At 44.3% G+C, this 15,732-nt stretch carries 15 protein-coding genes; 11 read left to right on the top strand and 4 right to left on the bottom strand.

The annotated features are described in order from the left end of the window. Window positions 1–110: 110 nt before the first annotated feature. The gene (locus tag WD077_00435; GenBank protein ID MEX0965677.1) at window positions 111–344 is read right to left on the bottom strand and encodes a hypothetical protein; all 234 of its coding nucleotides are present in this window, start codon (window positions 342–344) and stop codon (window positions 111–113) included. Between the two features lie 222 nt (window positions 345–566). On the opposite strand from WD077_00435, the gene WD077_00430 reads away from it, so the two are divergent. From WD077_00430 to WD077_00415, 4 genes are all read left to right on the top strand, one after another. Next, window positions 567–1,949, top strand: a complete 1,383-nt coding sequence (locus WD077_00430) for an NAD(P)/FAD-dependent oxidoreductase (protein ID MEX0965676.1) — start codon at window positions 567–569, stop codon at window positions 1,947–1,949. 31 nt (window positions 1,950–1,980) lie between these two features. Next, window positions 1,981–2,646, top strand: coding sequence for a hypothetical protein (locus WD077_00425; GenBank protein MEX0965675.1), 666 nt, complete (start codon window positions 1,981–1,983; stop codon window positions 2,644–2,646). Between the two features lie 96 nt (window positions 2,647–2,742). After that, complete coding sequence (locus WD077_00420) at window positions 2,743–3,270, top strand: GNAT family N-acetyltransferase (protein ID MEX0965674.1); 528 nt, start codon at window positions 2,743–2,745, stop codon at window positions 3,268–3,270. Between the two features lie 24 nt (window positions 3,271–3,294). Beyond that, window positions 3,295–3,834 (top strand): GNAT family N-acetyltransferase, encoded by a 540-nt coding sequence (locus WD077_00415; protein ID MEX0965673.1) that lies wholly within the window; start codon window positions 3,295–3,297, stop codon window positions 3,832–3,834. 52 nt (window positions 3,835–3,886) lie between these two features. Here the strand turns inward: WD077_00415 and hemC are convergent, their stop codons facing one another. Both hemC and WD077_00405 read right to left on the bottom strand, forming a co-directional pair. Beyond that, window positions 3,887–6,007, bottom strand: coding sequence for a hydroxymethylbilane synthase (hemC, locus tag WD077_00410; protein ID MEX0965672.1), 2,121 nt, complete (start codon window positions 6,005–6,007; stop codon window positions 3,887–3,889). 130 nt (window positions 6,008–6,137) lie between these two features. Further along, entirely contained in the window at window positions 6,138–6,884 is a 747-nt protein-coding gene (locus tag WD077_00405; protein ID MEX0965671.1) for an SDR family oxidoreductase, read from the bottom strand. 601 nt (window positions 6,885–7,485) lie between these two features. Between WD077_00405 and dnaB the strand changes: the two genes are divergently transcribed. Together dnaB and WD077_00395 are read left to right on the top strand one after the other, a co-directional pair. Continuing rightward, window positions 7,486–8,916 (top strand): replicative DNA helicase, encoded by a 1,431-nt coding sequence (gene dnaB, locus WD077_00400; protein ID MEX0965670.1) that lies wholly within the window; start codon window positions 7,486–7,488, stop codon window positions 8,914–8,916. Between the two features lie 49 nt (window positions 8,917–8,965). Further along, complete coding sequence (locus tag WD077_00395) at window positions 8,966–9,805, top strand: hypothetical protein (GenBank protein ID MEX0965669.1); 840 nt, start codon at window positions 8,966–8,968, stop codon at window positions 9,803–9,805. Window positions 9,806–9,807: 2 nt separating this feature from the next. Here WD077_00395 and WD077_00390 read toward each other — a convergent pair whose 3' ends face one another. Then, window positions 9,808–9,984: a DUF6435 family protein gene (locus WD077_00390; GenBank protein ID MEX0965668.1), complete on the bottom strand. Its 177-nt coding sequence runs from the start codon at window positions 9,982–9,984 to the stop codon at window positions 9,808–9,810. A gap of 459 nt (window positions 9,985–10,443) precedes the next feature. On the opposite strand from WD077_00390, the gene mreC reads away from it, so the two are divergent. The 5 genes from mreC to WD077_00365 all read left to right on the top strand — a co-directional run bounded on the left by mreC (window position 10,444) and on the right by WD077_00365 (window position 15,718). After that, the gene (gene mreC / locus WD077_00385; protein ID MEX0965667.1) at window positions 10,444–11,271 is read left to right on the top strand and encodes a rod shape-determining protein MreC; all 828 of its coding nucleotides are present in this window, start codon (window positions 10,444–10,446) and stop codon (window positions 11,269–11,271) included. Further along, on the top strand, window positions 11,268–11,801 hold the full coding sequence (gene mreD / locus WD077_00380) for a rod shape-determining protein MreD (protein ID MEX0965666.1): 534 nt from the start codon (window positions 11,268–11,270) through the stop codon (window positions 11,799–11,801). The genes mreC and mreD overlap by 4 nt, the downstream gene beginning before the upstream one ends. Continuing rightward, window positions 11,785–13,662, top strand: a complete 1,878-nt coding sequence (gene mrdA / locus WD077_00375) for a penicillin-binding protein 2 (GenBank protein ID MEX0965665.1) — start codon at window positions 11,785–11,787, stop codon at window positions 13,660–13,662. Before mreD ends, mrdA begins: the two co-directional genes overlap by 17 nt. Continuing rightward, window positions 13,659–14,957: a rod shape-determining protein RodA gene (gene rodA / locus WD077_00370; GenBank protein ID MEX0965664.1), complete on the top strand. Its 1,299-nt coding sequence runs from the start codon at window positions 13,659–13,661 to the stop codon at window positions 14,955–14,957. The genes mrdA and rodA overlap by 4 nt, the downstream gene beginning before the upstream one ends. A 356-nt stretch (window positions 14,958–15,313) precedes the next feature. Further along, window positions 15,314–15,718, top strand: coding sequence for a hypothetical protein (locus WD077_00365; GenBank protein MEX0965663.1), 405 nt, complete (start codon window positions 15,314–15,316; stop codon window positions 15,716–15,718). Window positions 15,719–15,732: the final 14 nt, after the last annotated feature.

The raw sequence follows: 15,732 nt of genomic DNA, 5'->3' as shown, positions 1-15,732 counted from the left end.
TCTTTAACATGGAGCAAAAATAACATATTGCTACCTAAGCGCCTATACCTAAAACAATATTTCACTTCAGATGAAAATACCTGCAAAATGCAGTGTTTATCCTTATGGGTTTATTCCACAGCGTATTCATACGGTTCCCGGCTTTCATCCAGCACAATTTTCATATCGTTGAGTTTACCGATCTCATATCGCGTTTCGAAATGTTTCGTCACTTCCTCAATCTTTTCAATGCTGTAAGGATGAAGGAATACTTTGTCAGGATATTTTCCCATATCTCTGCGGTATTCCTGTTTCTCGCGCTCTATTCCTTCGAGCATAAGTTTTACTCTTTCTGATGTTTCCATTAATACAAGATTTTAATTTGTGATAGCTTTCAGTAAACCGATTCCTTTCTATGAAATCCGGTTTACTTCAGGATTGTTCAGGGAGAAGCATTTTTTGGTATTTGCTGCTGAGCGAATCATAAGGGAGACAAAGGATTTGGCGCCTGCCGCTTTGAGGCCATTCCCGCAGGAATATTAATTTTACAGCGAATAATTTTTCCGGTTCAAAAAAGATCAAATACGATGGCAGAAGAAAGAATATGTATAGCGGGTGCAGGTTTGGTAGGCTCATTATGGTCGCTTTTCCTGGCAAAGCATGGCTATGCGGTGGATGTACTGGAGCGCAGGCCGGATATGCGAAAAACCGGTGCAGCGGCAGGACGATCCATCAACCTGGCGCTAAGCGACCGCGGGTGGAAAGCGCTGGAGAGCGTAGGAATCCGGGATGAGATCATGAAAATAGCCATCCCGATGCACGGCCGGATGATCCATGCGGAGGATGGTACACTCAACCTGCTGCCTTATGGCCGGGCAGGACAGGCAATTTATTCTGTTTCGCGTGGGGGGCTCAACGAAAAGATGATGACCATTGCCGAGGCTTCTGAAAAGGTAAAAATATACTTTGAGGAGAAAGTAGATGCGCTGGACCTGGAAACAGGAATAGTACAATCTGAAGGTGGAAAGCAGCGGCAATACAAGCTCATTTTTGGAGCCGATGGAGCGTTTTCGCAAGTGCGGCTGAATATGATGCTGCAAAGTGAACGGTTTAATTACAGCCAGCAATTTCTTCCGCATGGATATAAAGAACTTACCATTCCTCCTGGCAAGGATGGCCGCTGGCAGATGGAGAAAAATGCGCTCCACATCTGGCCAAGAAAACATTTCATGCTCATTGCACTGCCGAATATGGATGGCAGCTATACCGTAACTCTATTCCTGACTTTTGAAGGCGATGAATCTTTCGCCAGTCTTCAGAATGCGCAGGCCGTGCAGCTATTTTTTGAGCAATATTTTCCGGACGCCACCGAATTGATGCCGGAACTGGCCCGGGATTTTTTCAGCAATCCTACCGGTAGCCTTGTGACGGTGTCCTGCGCACCGTGGCATTATAAAGACAAAACCTGCCTGATGGGCGATGCCGCTCATGCAATTGTGCCTTTTTACGGGCAGGGAATGAATGCGGGATTTGAAGACTGCACAGTACTCGAGCAATTGATGCTGCAACATGGCGATAACTGGACGAATATTCTCGCAGATTTCAGCCTGAAACGAAAGACCGATGGCGATGCAATAGCAGAATTGGCGCTGCGCAACTTCATTGAAATGCGCGACCTCGTTGCGGATCCTCACTTTTTGAGAAAGAGAGAAATTTCACGCAGAATACAGCAGTTATATCCGGAGCACTGGATCCCGGCTTATGGCCTGGTGACTTTTTCCAACATCCCATATTCCAAAGCGCTCTTCCTGAGCGATCAGCAGAACAAGGTGCTGGAGACGCTTAGCGTGCGCAATGAATGGGAAGAATATATTAAGAGCGAAACGATGAAGGATGTAGTACAGGGGATCTCTGAAATGCGTGACGGAAAATCCGGGAAATCCGGATCGGGAATACAACCGGTGATCTGATCATGCTTTCAAGTTAATGATAAAGATAGCGATGAGATACTTGAAATTGATGGGCCTTGCTTTCTTTTTTCTGTTGTCTTCTTGTGTTTCCGATATGAACTTTGGAGAACCACAACCGAAGAATGACAGAGACGAAAGAAAATTTAAAAACAAATTTCAGGGAAAATACCTGTGCCTGGCAGATAGCTCAATACTTACCATCGGCAACAAAACTTTAATTCAGGAATGGAATATTAAGGTTCATCTGGCAAAGTCGTTTATTGACAGCGCAGAAGGACATGACTTGAAGGATGGTTTGCTTTATTCCAAAGGAATAGAAACGCCTTTGCCGGTGGACATTATGGGAGATACTGTAGTCGCCACGTGGCAACATGAGAAAGAAATTTTCAATATTTCAGAAGAGCAGGTACTTCGCCATTATAAGGGAATTTATTTTCTCAACTATAAACATGCAGACCAGGAATGGACGGTTAAGATCATGAAAACCGGCAAGGACGGAACGCTTTCAATAAAAAGGATTTACGGAGGAGATGAAGAAATTGAGGAACTACAAAAGTTGACGGAAGTTGAGGAAATTGCTGATGAAAAAGGGAAGGTTGTGAATCTTAAAATACAGCCAACAAGGAAGGAATTAAAAGGAATATTAGCGGCCGATCTTTTTAAGGAAGGGACGATATTTAAGAAGTTGAAAGAATAAAGGAAATCCGGGAATTTAAAGTTTAATACCATTTGTTATACAGGGCAGAACAAAGCCGTCTCATTCGCGCCACCTGTGAGAACATTAAAAGTCATAATGTTAAAAAATACAATTTTAGAAACTGAAAGAACTTATCTGCGAAAGCTGTCTGGCGAGGATGCAGAGAATTTTTTCAATCTGAATTTTGATCCGGAAGTTTTGAAATTTACAGGCGATAATGCATTTGAGACCATTGAGGAAGCAAGAAAGTTTCTTGAACAATACGACCAATATGAAAAATATGGAGTAGGACGATTAGCGGTAATAGATAAGAAAACGAACAAATTCATGGGTTGGTGCGGACTGAAATTCAGTCCTGATTATAATGAATATGACATTGGATTCAGATTTTTTAAAGCATTTTGGAATCAGGGATACGCGACAGAGACGGCAGGAAAATATCTGGAGTTTGGATTTAATAACTTAAAAATCAGCGAAATTGTAGGGCGCTCAAGAATAGAAAACAGGGCTTCGATTAAGGTGTTTGAAAAGATTGGAATGGCCTTTAAAAATAATTTTGACTTTGACGGTTACAAAGGAGTTGTTTATCAAATAGCAAAAGATGATTTTAGAAAAATCGAATAATTAATTGTAAAGTTGAAAAACAAGATGGATCAAAATAATTTTTCTGAGATAAAAACGGAGCGACTGTTTTTGAGAAAATTAGAGCAATCTGATTGGGAAATGATTTCTTATCTGCGTACCGATAAAATAGTAAATAAACTTGTTAAAAGACCCGGTGCCGGATCAAAAGAAAAGGCACTTGAATTTATTAATAAAACAAATGAAGGGATAGACAGGCGGGATTTATTCTATTGGAGCATTTCCGAAAAGGATAAAGCCAAAATGATCGGAAGTATTTGCTTGTGGAATTTTTCGAAAGACAGAAAAACAGCAGAAGTCGGATATGACCTGAGCCCTGAATTTCATGGTAAAGGGTTAATGAATGAAGCCCTGCAAAGTGTTGTTGACTTTGGTTTTAACAAGTTGGGGCTTAATTCAATTGAAGCCTATACACATAGAGAAAATAGCAGTTCTGTAAAATTATTGGAAAGGAATAAATTCAGATGGGTTGAAAGCAGATCTGATGAAGACAATGGAGATAATATAATTTTGGTATTGAACAGGCCGGAAGTTCTCAGTACATAGTAAAAGGAGCACACTGCCGGTTAAACTAAAAACGTAACAATGGGATTGCGATTTAAATGCCTTTTTTCAGGCGTGCTGCCAGCCGTTTTCCCATTTCTTCTACTTCTGAAATGTCTGCGGTCAGGTGATCAAAGTTAATTTTAGTACCGCTGTCGTTTGCATACATTCCATGCAGTGTGATTGAATTACCCGTGATTTTAGCATAGCCACCAATGGGCATCCGGCATCCACCACCCAATTCATGCAGGAGGGCGCGCTCAGCGGTTATGGCTAGTTCGGTTTCGCGGTGGTTGATCTTTTCCAGGAGTTGTTTCAATTTCAAATCGTCTTCCCGGATCTCTGCGGCCAACGCACCTTGTCCAACTGCAGGCACCATTTGCTCTACGCTGAAAATTTCGGTGATACGATTCAGAATTCCGAGCCGTTGCAGACCCGCAGCCGCGAGGATGATCGCATCATATTCGCCACCTTCCAGTTTGCTCATACGGGTAATGATGTTTCCACGCACCGGCACAATCTCCATCCCCGGCTGAAGCCTTTGTATCTGAAATCCTCTGCGCATACTGGTGGTGCCAATCCTGCTACCGGGAGGCATCTGTTCCAGCTTTTTGCCGTCATTGCTCAGCAACACATCACGAGGGTCGGCTCGCTCCGGGATGCCAGCTATAATCACACCTTCCGGAATTTCCGTGGGCATATCCTTCATACTGTGTACGGCAAGGTCAATTTCCTTGTCGAGTAATGCCCGTTCTACCTCTTTTACCCACGCCCCAAGTTCTTCCAAATGCCCCATGTCTCCGCTTGTCTTTATGGTTTTAATCATAAATTCATTGTCAGGATCCATTTCTTTTAGCTTCTCAATCACCTCATTGGTTTGCGCCAGCGCCAGTTTGCTGTCGCGGCTTCCCACGATGATCCTTCTTTTAGGGATATGGATATGCACGTCTTTCAGATTAAAGATTTCACGAAAAGTATCAATAGGCCGGTCGCGGCCATGGGGTTCTTGTGCATAAGTTTTCAACACTTCAACGGGGCGTTTGCTCACGTGGCTGATCAGGCGGTTGGCAAACTTGTCAATGATCTTTTTTTGGGTCTCGTCCAGTGTTCCCATCTTGGGAATGACCCAGCTCATTTCGCGGGCCTTTATAATTTCAAGCTGGTTATAATAGCCGGAGATCAGCGGATGTACCCGTTTTGCATTTAACCAGTACACAAAATCCTCCACCTCATCATTAATGATAGCCTTCGCCTTGGGGATTTCCTTTTGGCGTTTCATAATGCCCTGGTAAGTAAGATCCTTGATGCTGTCAAGATCATGGAGTGTAATATTTTCCAGATCTGCAATTTCAGGAGCAAAATTGCGCGGCATCCCCATATCAATGAACAATTTACTATGTCCATTTACATAAGGCAGCATCTGTTCCCGCGAAACGATAACTTCAGCCGCAGCGGTAGCACCCACAATTACATCGGCTTCTTTCAGTATTTCATCCAGATTGCCAAGAGCTACCGGGGTGGCCTGGTAAATTCCAGCTATCTGAGAGGCCCGGTTCAGTTCCCGGCTTGCTACCATGAGTTTACTTACTTCGGTCTTCGCCAGCATTTGCAGGATCAGGTTGGCCATCTCTCCGGTACCGAGTACGAGCACTTTCGCGCCCCTCAATTGGGGGTGTATTTTGTTCACCAATTCGAATGCTACGGAAGCAATGGAAGTGGCAAACTGTCCGATGGATGTTTCTCCGCGAACGCGCTTTCCGGCCCGTATGGCCCTGCGTGAGAATTCATGCATTACCGGACCGAGCGCTCCTGCTTCTCTGGCCGTATGGTAGCTGTCTTTGATCTGTCCCAGTATCTGGTGCTCACCGACTACCTGGCTCTTCAGGCCCGCTGCCGTACTGAACAGATGGCGCACTGCCGAGTCATCATAATCGTAGATGGTGAGATAAAGGTTGAGATTTCCGAACCGGTTGAAGAAGTCCAGGACAGGGCGATAATTGGTGCTATAAGTATAAACTGCCAGGCGGTTGCAGGTAGAAATAATCAGGACTTCGTTTAGCCTGGATTTCATCTCATGCATTGCCTGCACCGTTTCTTCTTTGGTGAGAACAATTTTTTCTCTAATGTTTAGAGGGGCGTTTTGGTGGCTTAACTCTACTCCGATAATCCTGTGCATGCAGAACTATTGTGGCAATTTTATTTGTAAACTAAAAACAGGCGCAAAGATAGGGCTTGTGGATTCCCCAAGGATTGCTGAAGCCCTGAAACAAGAGATTTCTCTGTCAGCTATTCCTCATGGTCAATGGTCAAAGTTTCAGCTTTTTGAAATACTGCTCGGGGATATTTTTTATAACCGACATAATACCACGCCAAAACCATTTCACATATAGAACATTTTGCCTTTTTTTCGCTGCCCTGAAAACCTGATGCGCCACTTCATCAGGTTGTGAGGTGAGCAGGGCAGGGGTTTCCATGCCTTCTGTCATTTTGGTATCTACGAATCCTGGTTTCACGGTCAATACATGGACACCACTTTTATAGAGCCGGTTTCGGAGGCCGCTCAGATAGGCTGAAAATGCGGCTTTTGAACTCCCGTAAAAGTAATTGCTCTGCCTGCCCCTTTCGCCTGCCACCGAGCTGATGCCGGTAATGAAACCATTTCCTGCCTGTTCCAGATGGCTTGCCGCAATGTTCAGGATCGAAACGCAGCCGGTATAATTCGTATCCAGAATTCGCCTTGTCTCAGCGAAATCCCTCTCAGCGAGTTGTTGATTCCCCAGATAGCCCGCCACACAAATAACGCCCTTAGGAGCCGGTGACAGTTGGCGGTAAAACGCCTCGTGAGTCTCGAATTCGAGAACATCGAACCGGTGAGAGGTGACCTCCACTCCGTATCGAATACGAATATCTTCTGCCGTAACCTGCAGCAAAGACTGATTCCGGGCCGTAAGGTGAAGGTTATAACCATGACGGGCATATTCGTGGGCCAGGGCTTTTCCGATATCAGAGGTTGCTGCTATTACCAAAACGTAAGGTTTTTCGGGGGTATCCATGCCGTTTAATTTTGGTGCAAAGATTCAAAAAGGGTTGTTGTTAAAAATACGGCTGAAGTGAGGCAGCCGGAAAGACATATTGAAGGATGGGAATATTACTTTATTATGAACTGACGTTTTGAAAAGCATTAGTACGACTTAAAATATAGCGTTGTGAATAAGCGGTATTTGGGGCAAGATGTTCCACTGGTTTTTACCTCCAAACATTGTTATCCAGAAGGTATTTGTTGAAAAATAAAATAGGACTAAAATGCTCTTGAAATGGCTATTGATGTTTTTGACGGAAAGCCAGGTTTTACGGCCATTGCAATTGTTTGGAGATAACGGGATGTGCATAGTGAAAGGACTGAGTGCTTAATAGGATGAGGAGATTCAAAGGAGGTTATTCACACGTAATCCACAGGTCCGGCAAAGGGGTGGATAAGTTTTTGAGCATGGACAATGGCTGCTTTGGGCAAGGTCAGGATATTTAGTTTTGAACCCCCTTAACAATTCGATAATCTCAACCCAGGAATCTAAACAAAAAATGAAGGAAACTCCTCAATCTTTTCAGGACGTGCTGAAGCGGAAAGTAAGGCGCGGAAACCCCGAGGATTCAGGCATGATGAACATTGGAAAAGTCCCTCCCCAGGCACCTGATCTGGAGGAAGCCGTACTTGGAGGACTTATGCTGGAGAAGGATGCCATCACTGAGGTGCTCGACATTCTGAAGCCAGAGAGCTTCTACCGGCAGGAGCACATCAGCATTTATAAGGCGATGCTTCAGTTATTTGAAAAATCACAACCGGTTGACATTCTAACTGTCACCAACGAGTTGCGGCAGATGGGTGAACTGGAAAAAGTGGGCGGGGCCTTCTATATCAGTCAGCTTACGAACCGGGTAACATCAGCCGCCAATATAGAATATCATTCACGGGTAATTGCAGAGAAATTTCTCTTACGGGAGCTCATTCGTATCTCGGGGAATATTCAGCAGGAAGCTTTCGATGAATCCACGGATGTTTTCGATTTGCTGGACGATGTAGAGCGGGAGTTGTACGGAGTTTCTTCCGGAAATATCAGGAATCAGTATGAGAGCCTGAGTACGCTCATTGCGAAAGCTATAGCCGGGATTGAAGATAGAAAGGGGAAGACGGATGGCTTAACAGGCGTGCCTTCCGGATTCCGGGATCTTGACAGGATCACAAGCGGCTGGCAACCTTCTGACCTGTTGATACTTGCAGCCCGCCCGGGGATGGGTAAAACGGCCATGGTCTTGTCGCTGGCCCGAAATGCTGCGGTGGACTTTCAGCTTCCCGTGGTAGTGTTCTCACTCGAAATGTCGGCTTTGCAATTGGTGAACAGGCTAATTTCTGCTGAAGCTGAGATTGATGCGATGAAACTCAGAAGTGGTAATCTCGAAGATTATGAATGGGCACAACTCCATTCTAAAGTAGGAAAGCTGAGCGATGCCAAAATATTTATCGATGATACTCCGGCCCTGAATATTTTTGAACTCAGGGCGAAGTGTCGCAGACTCAAGGCTCAGCATGGAATAGAGATGATCATCATTGACTACCTGCAATTGATGATGGGAAAGGGGGACAACCGCAACGGCAACCGTGAGCAGGAGATAAGCTCAATCAGCAGGGCGCTGAAGGGGTTGGCCAAAGAACTGAACGTGCCGGTGATCGCATTGTCTCAGTTGAGTCGTGAGGTTGAAAAACGTGGAGGCAGCAAGAAGCCCATACTTTCGGATTTGCGTGAATCGGGCTCTATAGAGCAGGATGCTGACATGGTAATGTTCCTTTATCGTCCCGAATATTACGGACTTACGGAGGATGAGGAAGGGCGGCCCACCCAGGGTACTGCCGAGTTGATAATTGCAAAGAACCGCCACGGAGCCTTGGAAAGTCCTAGAGTACGGTTCATTGCCAAGTTTGCCAAGTTCGTAGAGTTTGATGAACCTGACTTTGACGGAGGCGGCATGGGAATGGGCACAATTATTAAAGAATCACGAATGAACGATGATGAGGAAGATGCTCCATTCTAAGCTGTGATCATTGTTATGTCCAAAAAATTGAATTTTCCTTTTATAGAATATGATAAAAGCTAATAGGTGCCAGCGGGGTATTCGCAGGCTTATTTTAATTCCGCTATTGATTTTCCTCACTTCCCTTTCAGCCCAGCCTGTGCCGGATGAGATGAGGGACAGCATTATAAAGGAAGGCAGGAATATTTCAACCACCCGGTTTGCGGCCAACTCCGCAATTGCGGCATTTGGAAGTAAGCAAAAGTTCAGTGGACTGGATGGCTATATTACCTATAAGAAAGGAAGTATCTGGATCAACGTATTTTACGCTAAAAGCGGAGACAGCATCCTCGTGCAGCACACCTTGAACACGAATGACTTGAAAAATCCCGGTGCATGGTCTTTTTCTGACGTTAAGCGTAAACCTTCGGAACTGGAAGGAGAACTCATGAAGGTTAGAGAAGCGGTGCTTGAGGATTTAAGCCTGGATACCGACTTTTACGACTTTTATGATGACCTCGGTTTCGAGCCTGTTATTCTGCCAAAAAAGGATAAATATTATGTTTACCTCATGCCGACATCACCTGAGAAGGAATATGTTCTATTTGGTAATGACTACCTTTTAGTGTTGGATGCAAGCGGAAATATCCAGAGAAGAGAAAAACTTCACAGTGAAATTCATTCTCTTCCCGCGAAGCCTGAAGGGCAGGGTACCACGATGGGTTCGATGCATGAGCATCATGACGATGAATCAGTATTGCCCACCCCAACTGATATTGCCGTGTTGCTCTATAATAAGGACAGGGTAGATTGGGATCAGCATATTATTCTGTCGAAGAAATTTATGAGCATCTTTTACCTCGATCAGGAGGGAATGGCTATATTCCCGGCAGGCTCCTACGACAAATAATACTACTTGCGCTCAACAATCCTCGATAGTTCATTGATGTTTTCGGCAATTAATTCGGCCTCTGCAATTGCTATCGAAGAGTGAAAAACATCGCCTTTCTTGAGCAGTTCTTTGGCTTTCTGCATTTTTGCCTGATAGACACGAGCCAGCTTTTTAAGGGGATGAGTTGCAACAACCATTTTTGAAAATTTTTAATTAATTACTAATGAGCTGAACAATCATGATTTAGACGGATTCAAAACTTCCCGATATAAACGTTCCGTTACGAAATAATGTTGACTAAAAGAATAAGTAATTATACATATACTGCTGAAACTCTTGTCAGCAGTGATTTTGTGCTTTATAAAAAAATGATATGCATCTAAAAAAGCAGTTACAACTGCAAAAGGGCAGTTTTTGGATTCTCTTTGGAGCAGAAAATTATTCCTGGCACCAGGCACCGGGCGCTGCTATTACACCCCATGATTTTACTTAGGTGTTCAGACAAATATCACCTTTCAGGTTATCGCCTCAAGCTTGTGAAGCGAATTCAGTTCTTAAAGGTTTAAGATAATGATAAGACAAGGTTGCACTTGCCGCTCCTACCCGCTAAATTTGCTGCATCTGCTGCTTCTCACTGTTATTAAAAGTTCCCTGTATTGAGAAATCTGCTTCTCATTTTCACAAAATACTTTCATGTATTTCTTTTTCTGAGTCTCGAAGCGGTTTGTTTCTTCCTTATTTTCAGATACAACCCTTACCAGAACGCAGTTTTTTTCAATGCCAGCAATGCCTTTCTCGGAACTATTTACAGCACATTTACTGACTACGAAGAATACTTTAAGCTGGAGGTAATTAATGACAGCCTTATCGCAGAAAATGCACGGCTAAAAGCACAACTGGAATATTCACATCTCAGCGCGGATACAGCAGTAGTGGAGGTAAGGGACAGTTTATACGATCAACGCTACACTTATATTCCGGCTAAGGTGGTCCGCAACTCACTGGAGAAAGGATACAACTATTTAACTTTTAACCGGGGGGCATTGCATGGAGTGGGTAGGCGAATGGGGGTAATAACGGCAAATGGCGTAGTGGGCGTAACCAATTCAGCAAGCGAGCGATTTTCTACAGCACTATCAGTATTGCACATGAATTTCAGCATCAGTGCGCGAATTGATGAGATCAATGAAATCGGTTCGGTGCGGTGGGACGGTACGGATCCGGAGATTGTGTACATGAATGACATTCCTTTGCAGGCCAGAGTAAAGGAGGGGCAACATGTTTACACCAGTCCTTTTTCTCCTCACTTCCCGGAAAACATACCCATCGGGCAGATCATCTCAGTAGAGCGCAGCAGAAGCAATAATTTTTATATTCTCGCCATCCGGCTTTCGGTTTCCATGCGAAATGTTACTCACGTATACATTGTAAATAACCTGATGAAGGATGAACGAGAAAACCTGGAAGCCCAAATCGAGGAATGATCACTTATATCCTGAAATATTTTGCCCGGTTTCTTGTCTTTGCCACAGTCCAGGTGCTGGTATTGAATTCCATCACGTTGCTGGATCTGATGCATCCCTACCTTTATATCATCTTCATCCTGATCTTGCCGGTACACGTGCCACGATGGGTATTGCTCACTTCAGCTTTCGTTCTCGGCCTTATCGTAGATATCTTTCTAGGAACACCAGGAATTCATGCCGGAGCATCGGTTCTCCTGGCTTTTCTCCGCAATCCGTTTATCAGACTCTTCAAGCCGCCTGAGAATATTTCCACGGGTGTCGAACCCCATATTCGCGTCCTGGGTTTGGGTCAGTTTTTGTTGTATTGCGGGCTGTTAACGGCTATTCATCATCTATTTCTTTACATCATCGAAGCGTTCAATTTTGGGAACGTTGGATTTTCCTTAGTCAATGCAGTGATCAATACTGCCATTAGCCTATCCCTTATTATTTTGACAGAATTTATTTTTTATTATCACTCCACTCAGGCGGATGAACCAGTTCGATAACCGGAAATTTGTAATTGCAGGAGTCATCCTGTTGGTGGCGCTGGTCTTCCTTATCAGGTTGTTTTATGTTCAGGTATTGAACAGCAACTACAAGATTTTCGCGGAAAACAATGCGCTGCAAAAGCAGGTCGTAATTCCCTTGCGGGGGCTGGTTTATGACCGTAAAGGGAAAATTCTGATCAACAACCAGGTGGTGTATGACCTGATGGTAGTCCCGGGCCAGGTACAGGAACTGGATACTGCGGCTTTTTGTGAAATGCTGGAAATGGAGCCCGAAGAATTCCGTCAGCGCCTGCAATTGGCCACGGAATATTCCCGGTATAAGCCTTCGGTATTCATAAAGGCTCTTTCCGTCAAAACTTATGGCCGTTTTCAGGAACTGTTGCATGAACTCCGGGGATTCTTCGTAATGGCCAGTACCACCCGGTATTATCCTTATGCTACTGCCTCACATATTTTGGGATACACCGGAGAAGTGGATCGCAACAAGCTGGATATGAGTACTGAATTCTACAGGCCGGGTGATTATATTGGCATGAGTGGAATCGAGAAAGAATATGAAATGGAATTGCGCGGAGAAAAAGGATTGCGCAATGTGCTTGTAGATGTTTTTAACCGGGAGAAGGGAAGCTATATGGACGGTGAATATGATAATCCATCCATACCCGGTCAGGCCCTGCACACAAGCCTTGATCTTGACCTGCAACTCTATGGCGAAAAATTAATGCGAAATAAGATGGGCAGCATCGTGGCAATTGAACCCGCAACGGGTGAGATCCTTGCATTGCTCAGCAGCCCTGCTTATGATCCTAATTTGCTGCAGGGGCAGGAAAGGGCAAAAAATTACCGCAAGCTGCAGCTAGACCCTGCCACGCCTTTGTTCAACCGTGCTACCGATGCTAAATATCGTCCCGGGTCTATCTTCAAAATTGTGCAGAGCCTGGTAGCATTGCAACAAGAGGTGATTACTGAAAATACAGGTTTTTCCTGCAACAGGTCTTTGGTGGGATGCCATAATCATCCTCCGGCCACCAATGTTGAAAAGGCGATCCAATACAGTTGCAATCCTTATTATTTTATGTGTTATAAAAGAATGATCCAGCAGGGAAAAGCGAAAAGTGTTTTTAAGGATAGTCGCATAGGATTAGAGATATGGAATGAACATGTTAAGAGCTTTGGCCTTGGCAAGCGCCTGGGAACCGACCTGCCGAACATTAACCAGGGATTTGTTCCGGATGTAAAATTTTACGATAAATGGTATGGAGAGGGCCGGTGGGCATTCAGCACCATTTACAGCAACAGTATTGGCGAAGGAGAACTTGGTGTTGTGCCCATTCAAATGGCAAACCTGGCAGCGATTATTGCCAACAAAGGATATTATTACACGCCACATATTGTAAAGGGAATCGGGGATGAGAAAGCCACACCAGAGCAATTTAAGGTGAAGCATTATACAACTGTGGATTCCAGTCATTTCGATATGGTGCTGGAGGCGATGAGAAGGGTAGTGGAAGAACCCGGAGGAACTGCCAGAAGAGCGCGTGTGGAGGGAATCACTATTTGCGGCAAAACCGGAACCGTGCAAAATAAGGATCGTGAAGACCATTCGGTATTTATTGCCCTGGCCCCAAAGGAAAATCCTAAAATCGCCATAGCCGTATATGTGGAGTATTCTGGATTTGGCGGACAATGGGCCGCCCCTATTGCGAGCCTGATGATTGAGAAATATCTCACTGACAGCATCTCCCGCCCGGCAGACGAGCAAAGAATTCTGGACGCTGATTTTATCAATACAAAAAAAGACACGCTGTTACCTTTGGAAATTACAGTTTCTCAGGCGGTACCGGCTACCGGCTTATGAACAGTAGTTTTGGTTCCTTACATGATTCCGGGCCCTCCGGTGGCTTTCTGCTGAATATTGACTGGGTAACTGTTCTTATTTACCTCGCCCTCTGCACCATTGGCTTTCTGAATATCTATTCTGTTGAATTCACGGAATCGCGCGAGGTATTTTTTGATATGTCAACCAACTATTCAAAGCAATTGCTTTGGATCGGCATTTCCCTGCTGCTGGGGATTATCATTCTTATCATTGATGCACGATTTTTTACTACCCTGGCTTATGGAATATACCTGGCAACTTTTCTCGTATTGCTTATTACGCTGGGATTTGGAAAAGAAGTAGCCGGGTCAAAATCATGGATCCAGATTGGCAGTTTCAGCCTGCAATCTTCTGAATTTGCAAAGTTTGCTACCGCCCTCGCGCTGGCAAAACTCCTCAATACATATCAGGTGAACATGCAAAAAACTCAGGATATGCTCCTGGGTTTTTTGCTCATATTGCTTCCGGTGGGGTTGGTATTACTCCAGAATGATACTGGTTCTGCAATTGTATTCCTGGGTCTTACTCTAGTACTGTTCCGTGAAGGCTTGCATCCTGCATTTCTGTTGATCCCGGTAGCCAGCGTCATTCTGTTCCTGTCCGTGCTGGTATTCGGCAAAATAGCGGTGCTGGGATTCCTGATAGCGATCGTTGTAATTATCCTGAATGCGATGGTCAAAAAAGCCACATTGAAAGCCTACATGCTGGTGTTCGCGCTTCTCTTTCTCAGCGGAGGAGTGGTTTATGGGGTGGACTATGCTTTTCATTCAATATTGCAACAACATCAGCGGGAGCGGATTGAAGTGTTGCTGGGCCAGAAAATAGATATGAAAGGAGCAGGATATAATGTTCATCAATCGCTTATCGCCATAGGTTCCGGTGGAATATCCGGTAAAGGTTTTTTAGAGGGCACCCAAACAAAATTTCAGTTTGTACCAGAGCAGCACACAGATTTTATATTCTGCACAGTGGGAGAGGAGCATGGCTTTTTTGGCAGTGCTGCTGTTGTATTGCTTTTTATGGTGCTTCTGCTTCGCATCATTTACAGGTCTGAAAAGCAGAAGCATAAGCTTGTGCGGGCTTACGGCTATGGCGTGGTATCTATCCTGTTAGTTCATTTTATGGTCAATATCGGGATGACCATCGGTTTGCTCCCTGTCATTGGAATTCCATTGCCTTTCATCAGTTATGGCGGCTCTTCCCTGCTTGGTTTTACGCTACTTCTGTTTCTTTATCTAAAACTGGATGCTTCTTTTAAATACGATTTTTTGTAGTGCAGGAAGGCATTTTTTCCGTTCTGGGTTAAAAGAAATACGGTTTTGGTTGCAACAATCATGAAAACACATGCGAAGCTAAAAGCAACTTTTACGACCTGAGAAGATTTATCATCAAACATTATGAGAGAAAAAGTATTCTTCAACAATACATTATGATTCTTGTGAGAAACATTATTGGCATGGCTTGTGGGAGCGGCTGAGTTATTTATATTTGTCGCGATATTTACCGGTTCTTTACAGCAGGTAATACCGGAAGTTGTTATTAATCCAAAGAAAATAAAAAAGTGGTCCGGCAGCAATACGGGGTTCAGACCCCGGGGCCGTCATTAACAAAAAAAACAACCAGATCAGTTATGGAATTTGTGACCAAAAGGGATGACATTGTAGATAACCTGAAAACCATAGAAGGTTACCTGCATTCAAAAAATGAAGATGAGCGCAAATTTGCTGTCAACCTCATTATCGAGCAGGATAAAATCCTGGTGTATAAGGTAAACGGAGACAATCACTTCGCGCCACTGAATTTCATCGCTGTTAAGAACAACAGCATGGCAGAGTACCTCGAGAATGAGAAGGAAGATGGAAAAGATCCTGATTCTGTTATTACCAAAATTGTGGGTCGTCCTTTCTTTACTGAACAAATTGAGAAGAAATTCCTGGCCTACGCCAGTAATTTCGGGAAAAAAGTACCCAATAAGGAGCGGCATTATTGGCGTATTAAAGATGAACGCAGAAAGAACCTTGATCTGAAGATCTGAGGATTTGCTTCTTG

Source organism: Bacteroidia bacterium (assembly GCA_040880525.1).
Lineage (GTDB): Bacteria > Bacteroidota > Bacteroidia > CAILMK01 > JBBDIG01 > JBBDIG01.
The sequence above is the reverse complement of the archived record's forward strand: the minus strand, read 5'-3'. Positions and strand labels throughout refer to the sequence as shown.

Coding starts and splice junctions, on each gene's coding strand:
- WD077_00405 (MEX0965671.1), bottom strand. CDS start 6,884: ATGGATACCCCCGAAAAACCTTACGTTTTGGTAATAGCAGCAACCTCT.
- WD077_00365 (MEX0965663.1), top strand. CDS start 15,314: ATGGAATTTGTGACCAAAAGGGATGACATTGTAGATAACCTGAAAACC.
- WD077_00390 (MEX0965668.1), bottom strand. CDS start 9,984: ATGGTTGTTGCAACTCATCCCCTTAAAAAGCTGGCTCGTGTCTATCAG.
- dnaB (MEX0965670.1), top strand. CDS start 7,486: ATGATGAACATTGGAAAAGTCCCTCCCCAGGCACCTGATCTGGAGGAA.
- mreD (MEX0965666.1), top strand. CDS start 11,268: ATGATCACTTATATCCTGAAATATTTTGCCCGGTTTCTTGTCTTTGCC.
- mrdA (MEX0965665.1), top strand. CDS start 11,785: ATGAACCAGTTCGATAACCGGAAATTTGTAATTGCAGGAGTCATCCTG.
- rodA (MEX0965664.1), top strand. CDS start 13,659: ATGAACAGTAGTTTTGGTTCCTTACATGATTCCGGGCCCTCCGGTGGC.
- WD077_00415 (MEX0965673.1), top strand. CDS start 3,295: ATGGATCAAAATAATTTTTCTGAGATAAAAACGGAGCGACTGTTTTTG.
- WD077_00430 (MEX0965676.1), top strand. CDS start 567: ATGGCAGAAGAAAGAATATGTATAGCGGGTGCAGGTTTGGTAGGCTCA.
- WD077_00435 (MEX0965677.1), bottom strand. CDS start 344: ATGGAAACATCAGAAAGAGTAAAACTTATGCTCGAAGGAATAGAGCGC.
- hemC (MEX0965672.1), bottom strand. CDS start 6,007: ATGCACAGGATTATCGGAGTAGAGTTAAGCCACCAAAACGCCCCTCTA.
- WD077_00420 (MEX0965674.1), top strand. CDS start 2,743: ATGTTAAAAAATACAATTTTAGAAACTGAAAGAACTTATCTGCGAAAG.
- WD077_00425 (MEX0965675.1), top strand. CDS start 1,981: ATGAGATACTTGAAATTGATGGGCCTTGCTTTCTTTTTTCTGTTGTCT.
- WD077_00395 (MEX0965669.1), top strand. CDS start 8,966: ATGATAAAAGCTAATAGGTGCCAGCGGGGTATTCGCAGGCTTATTTTA.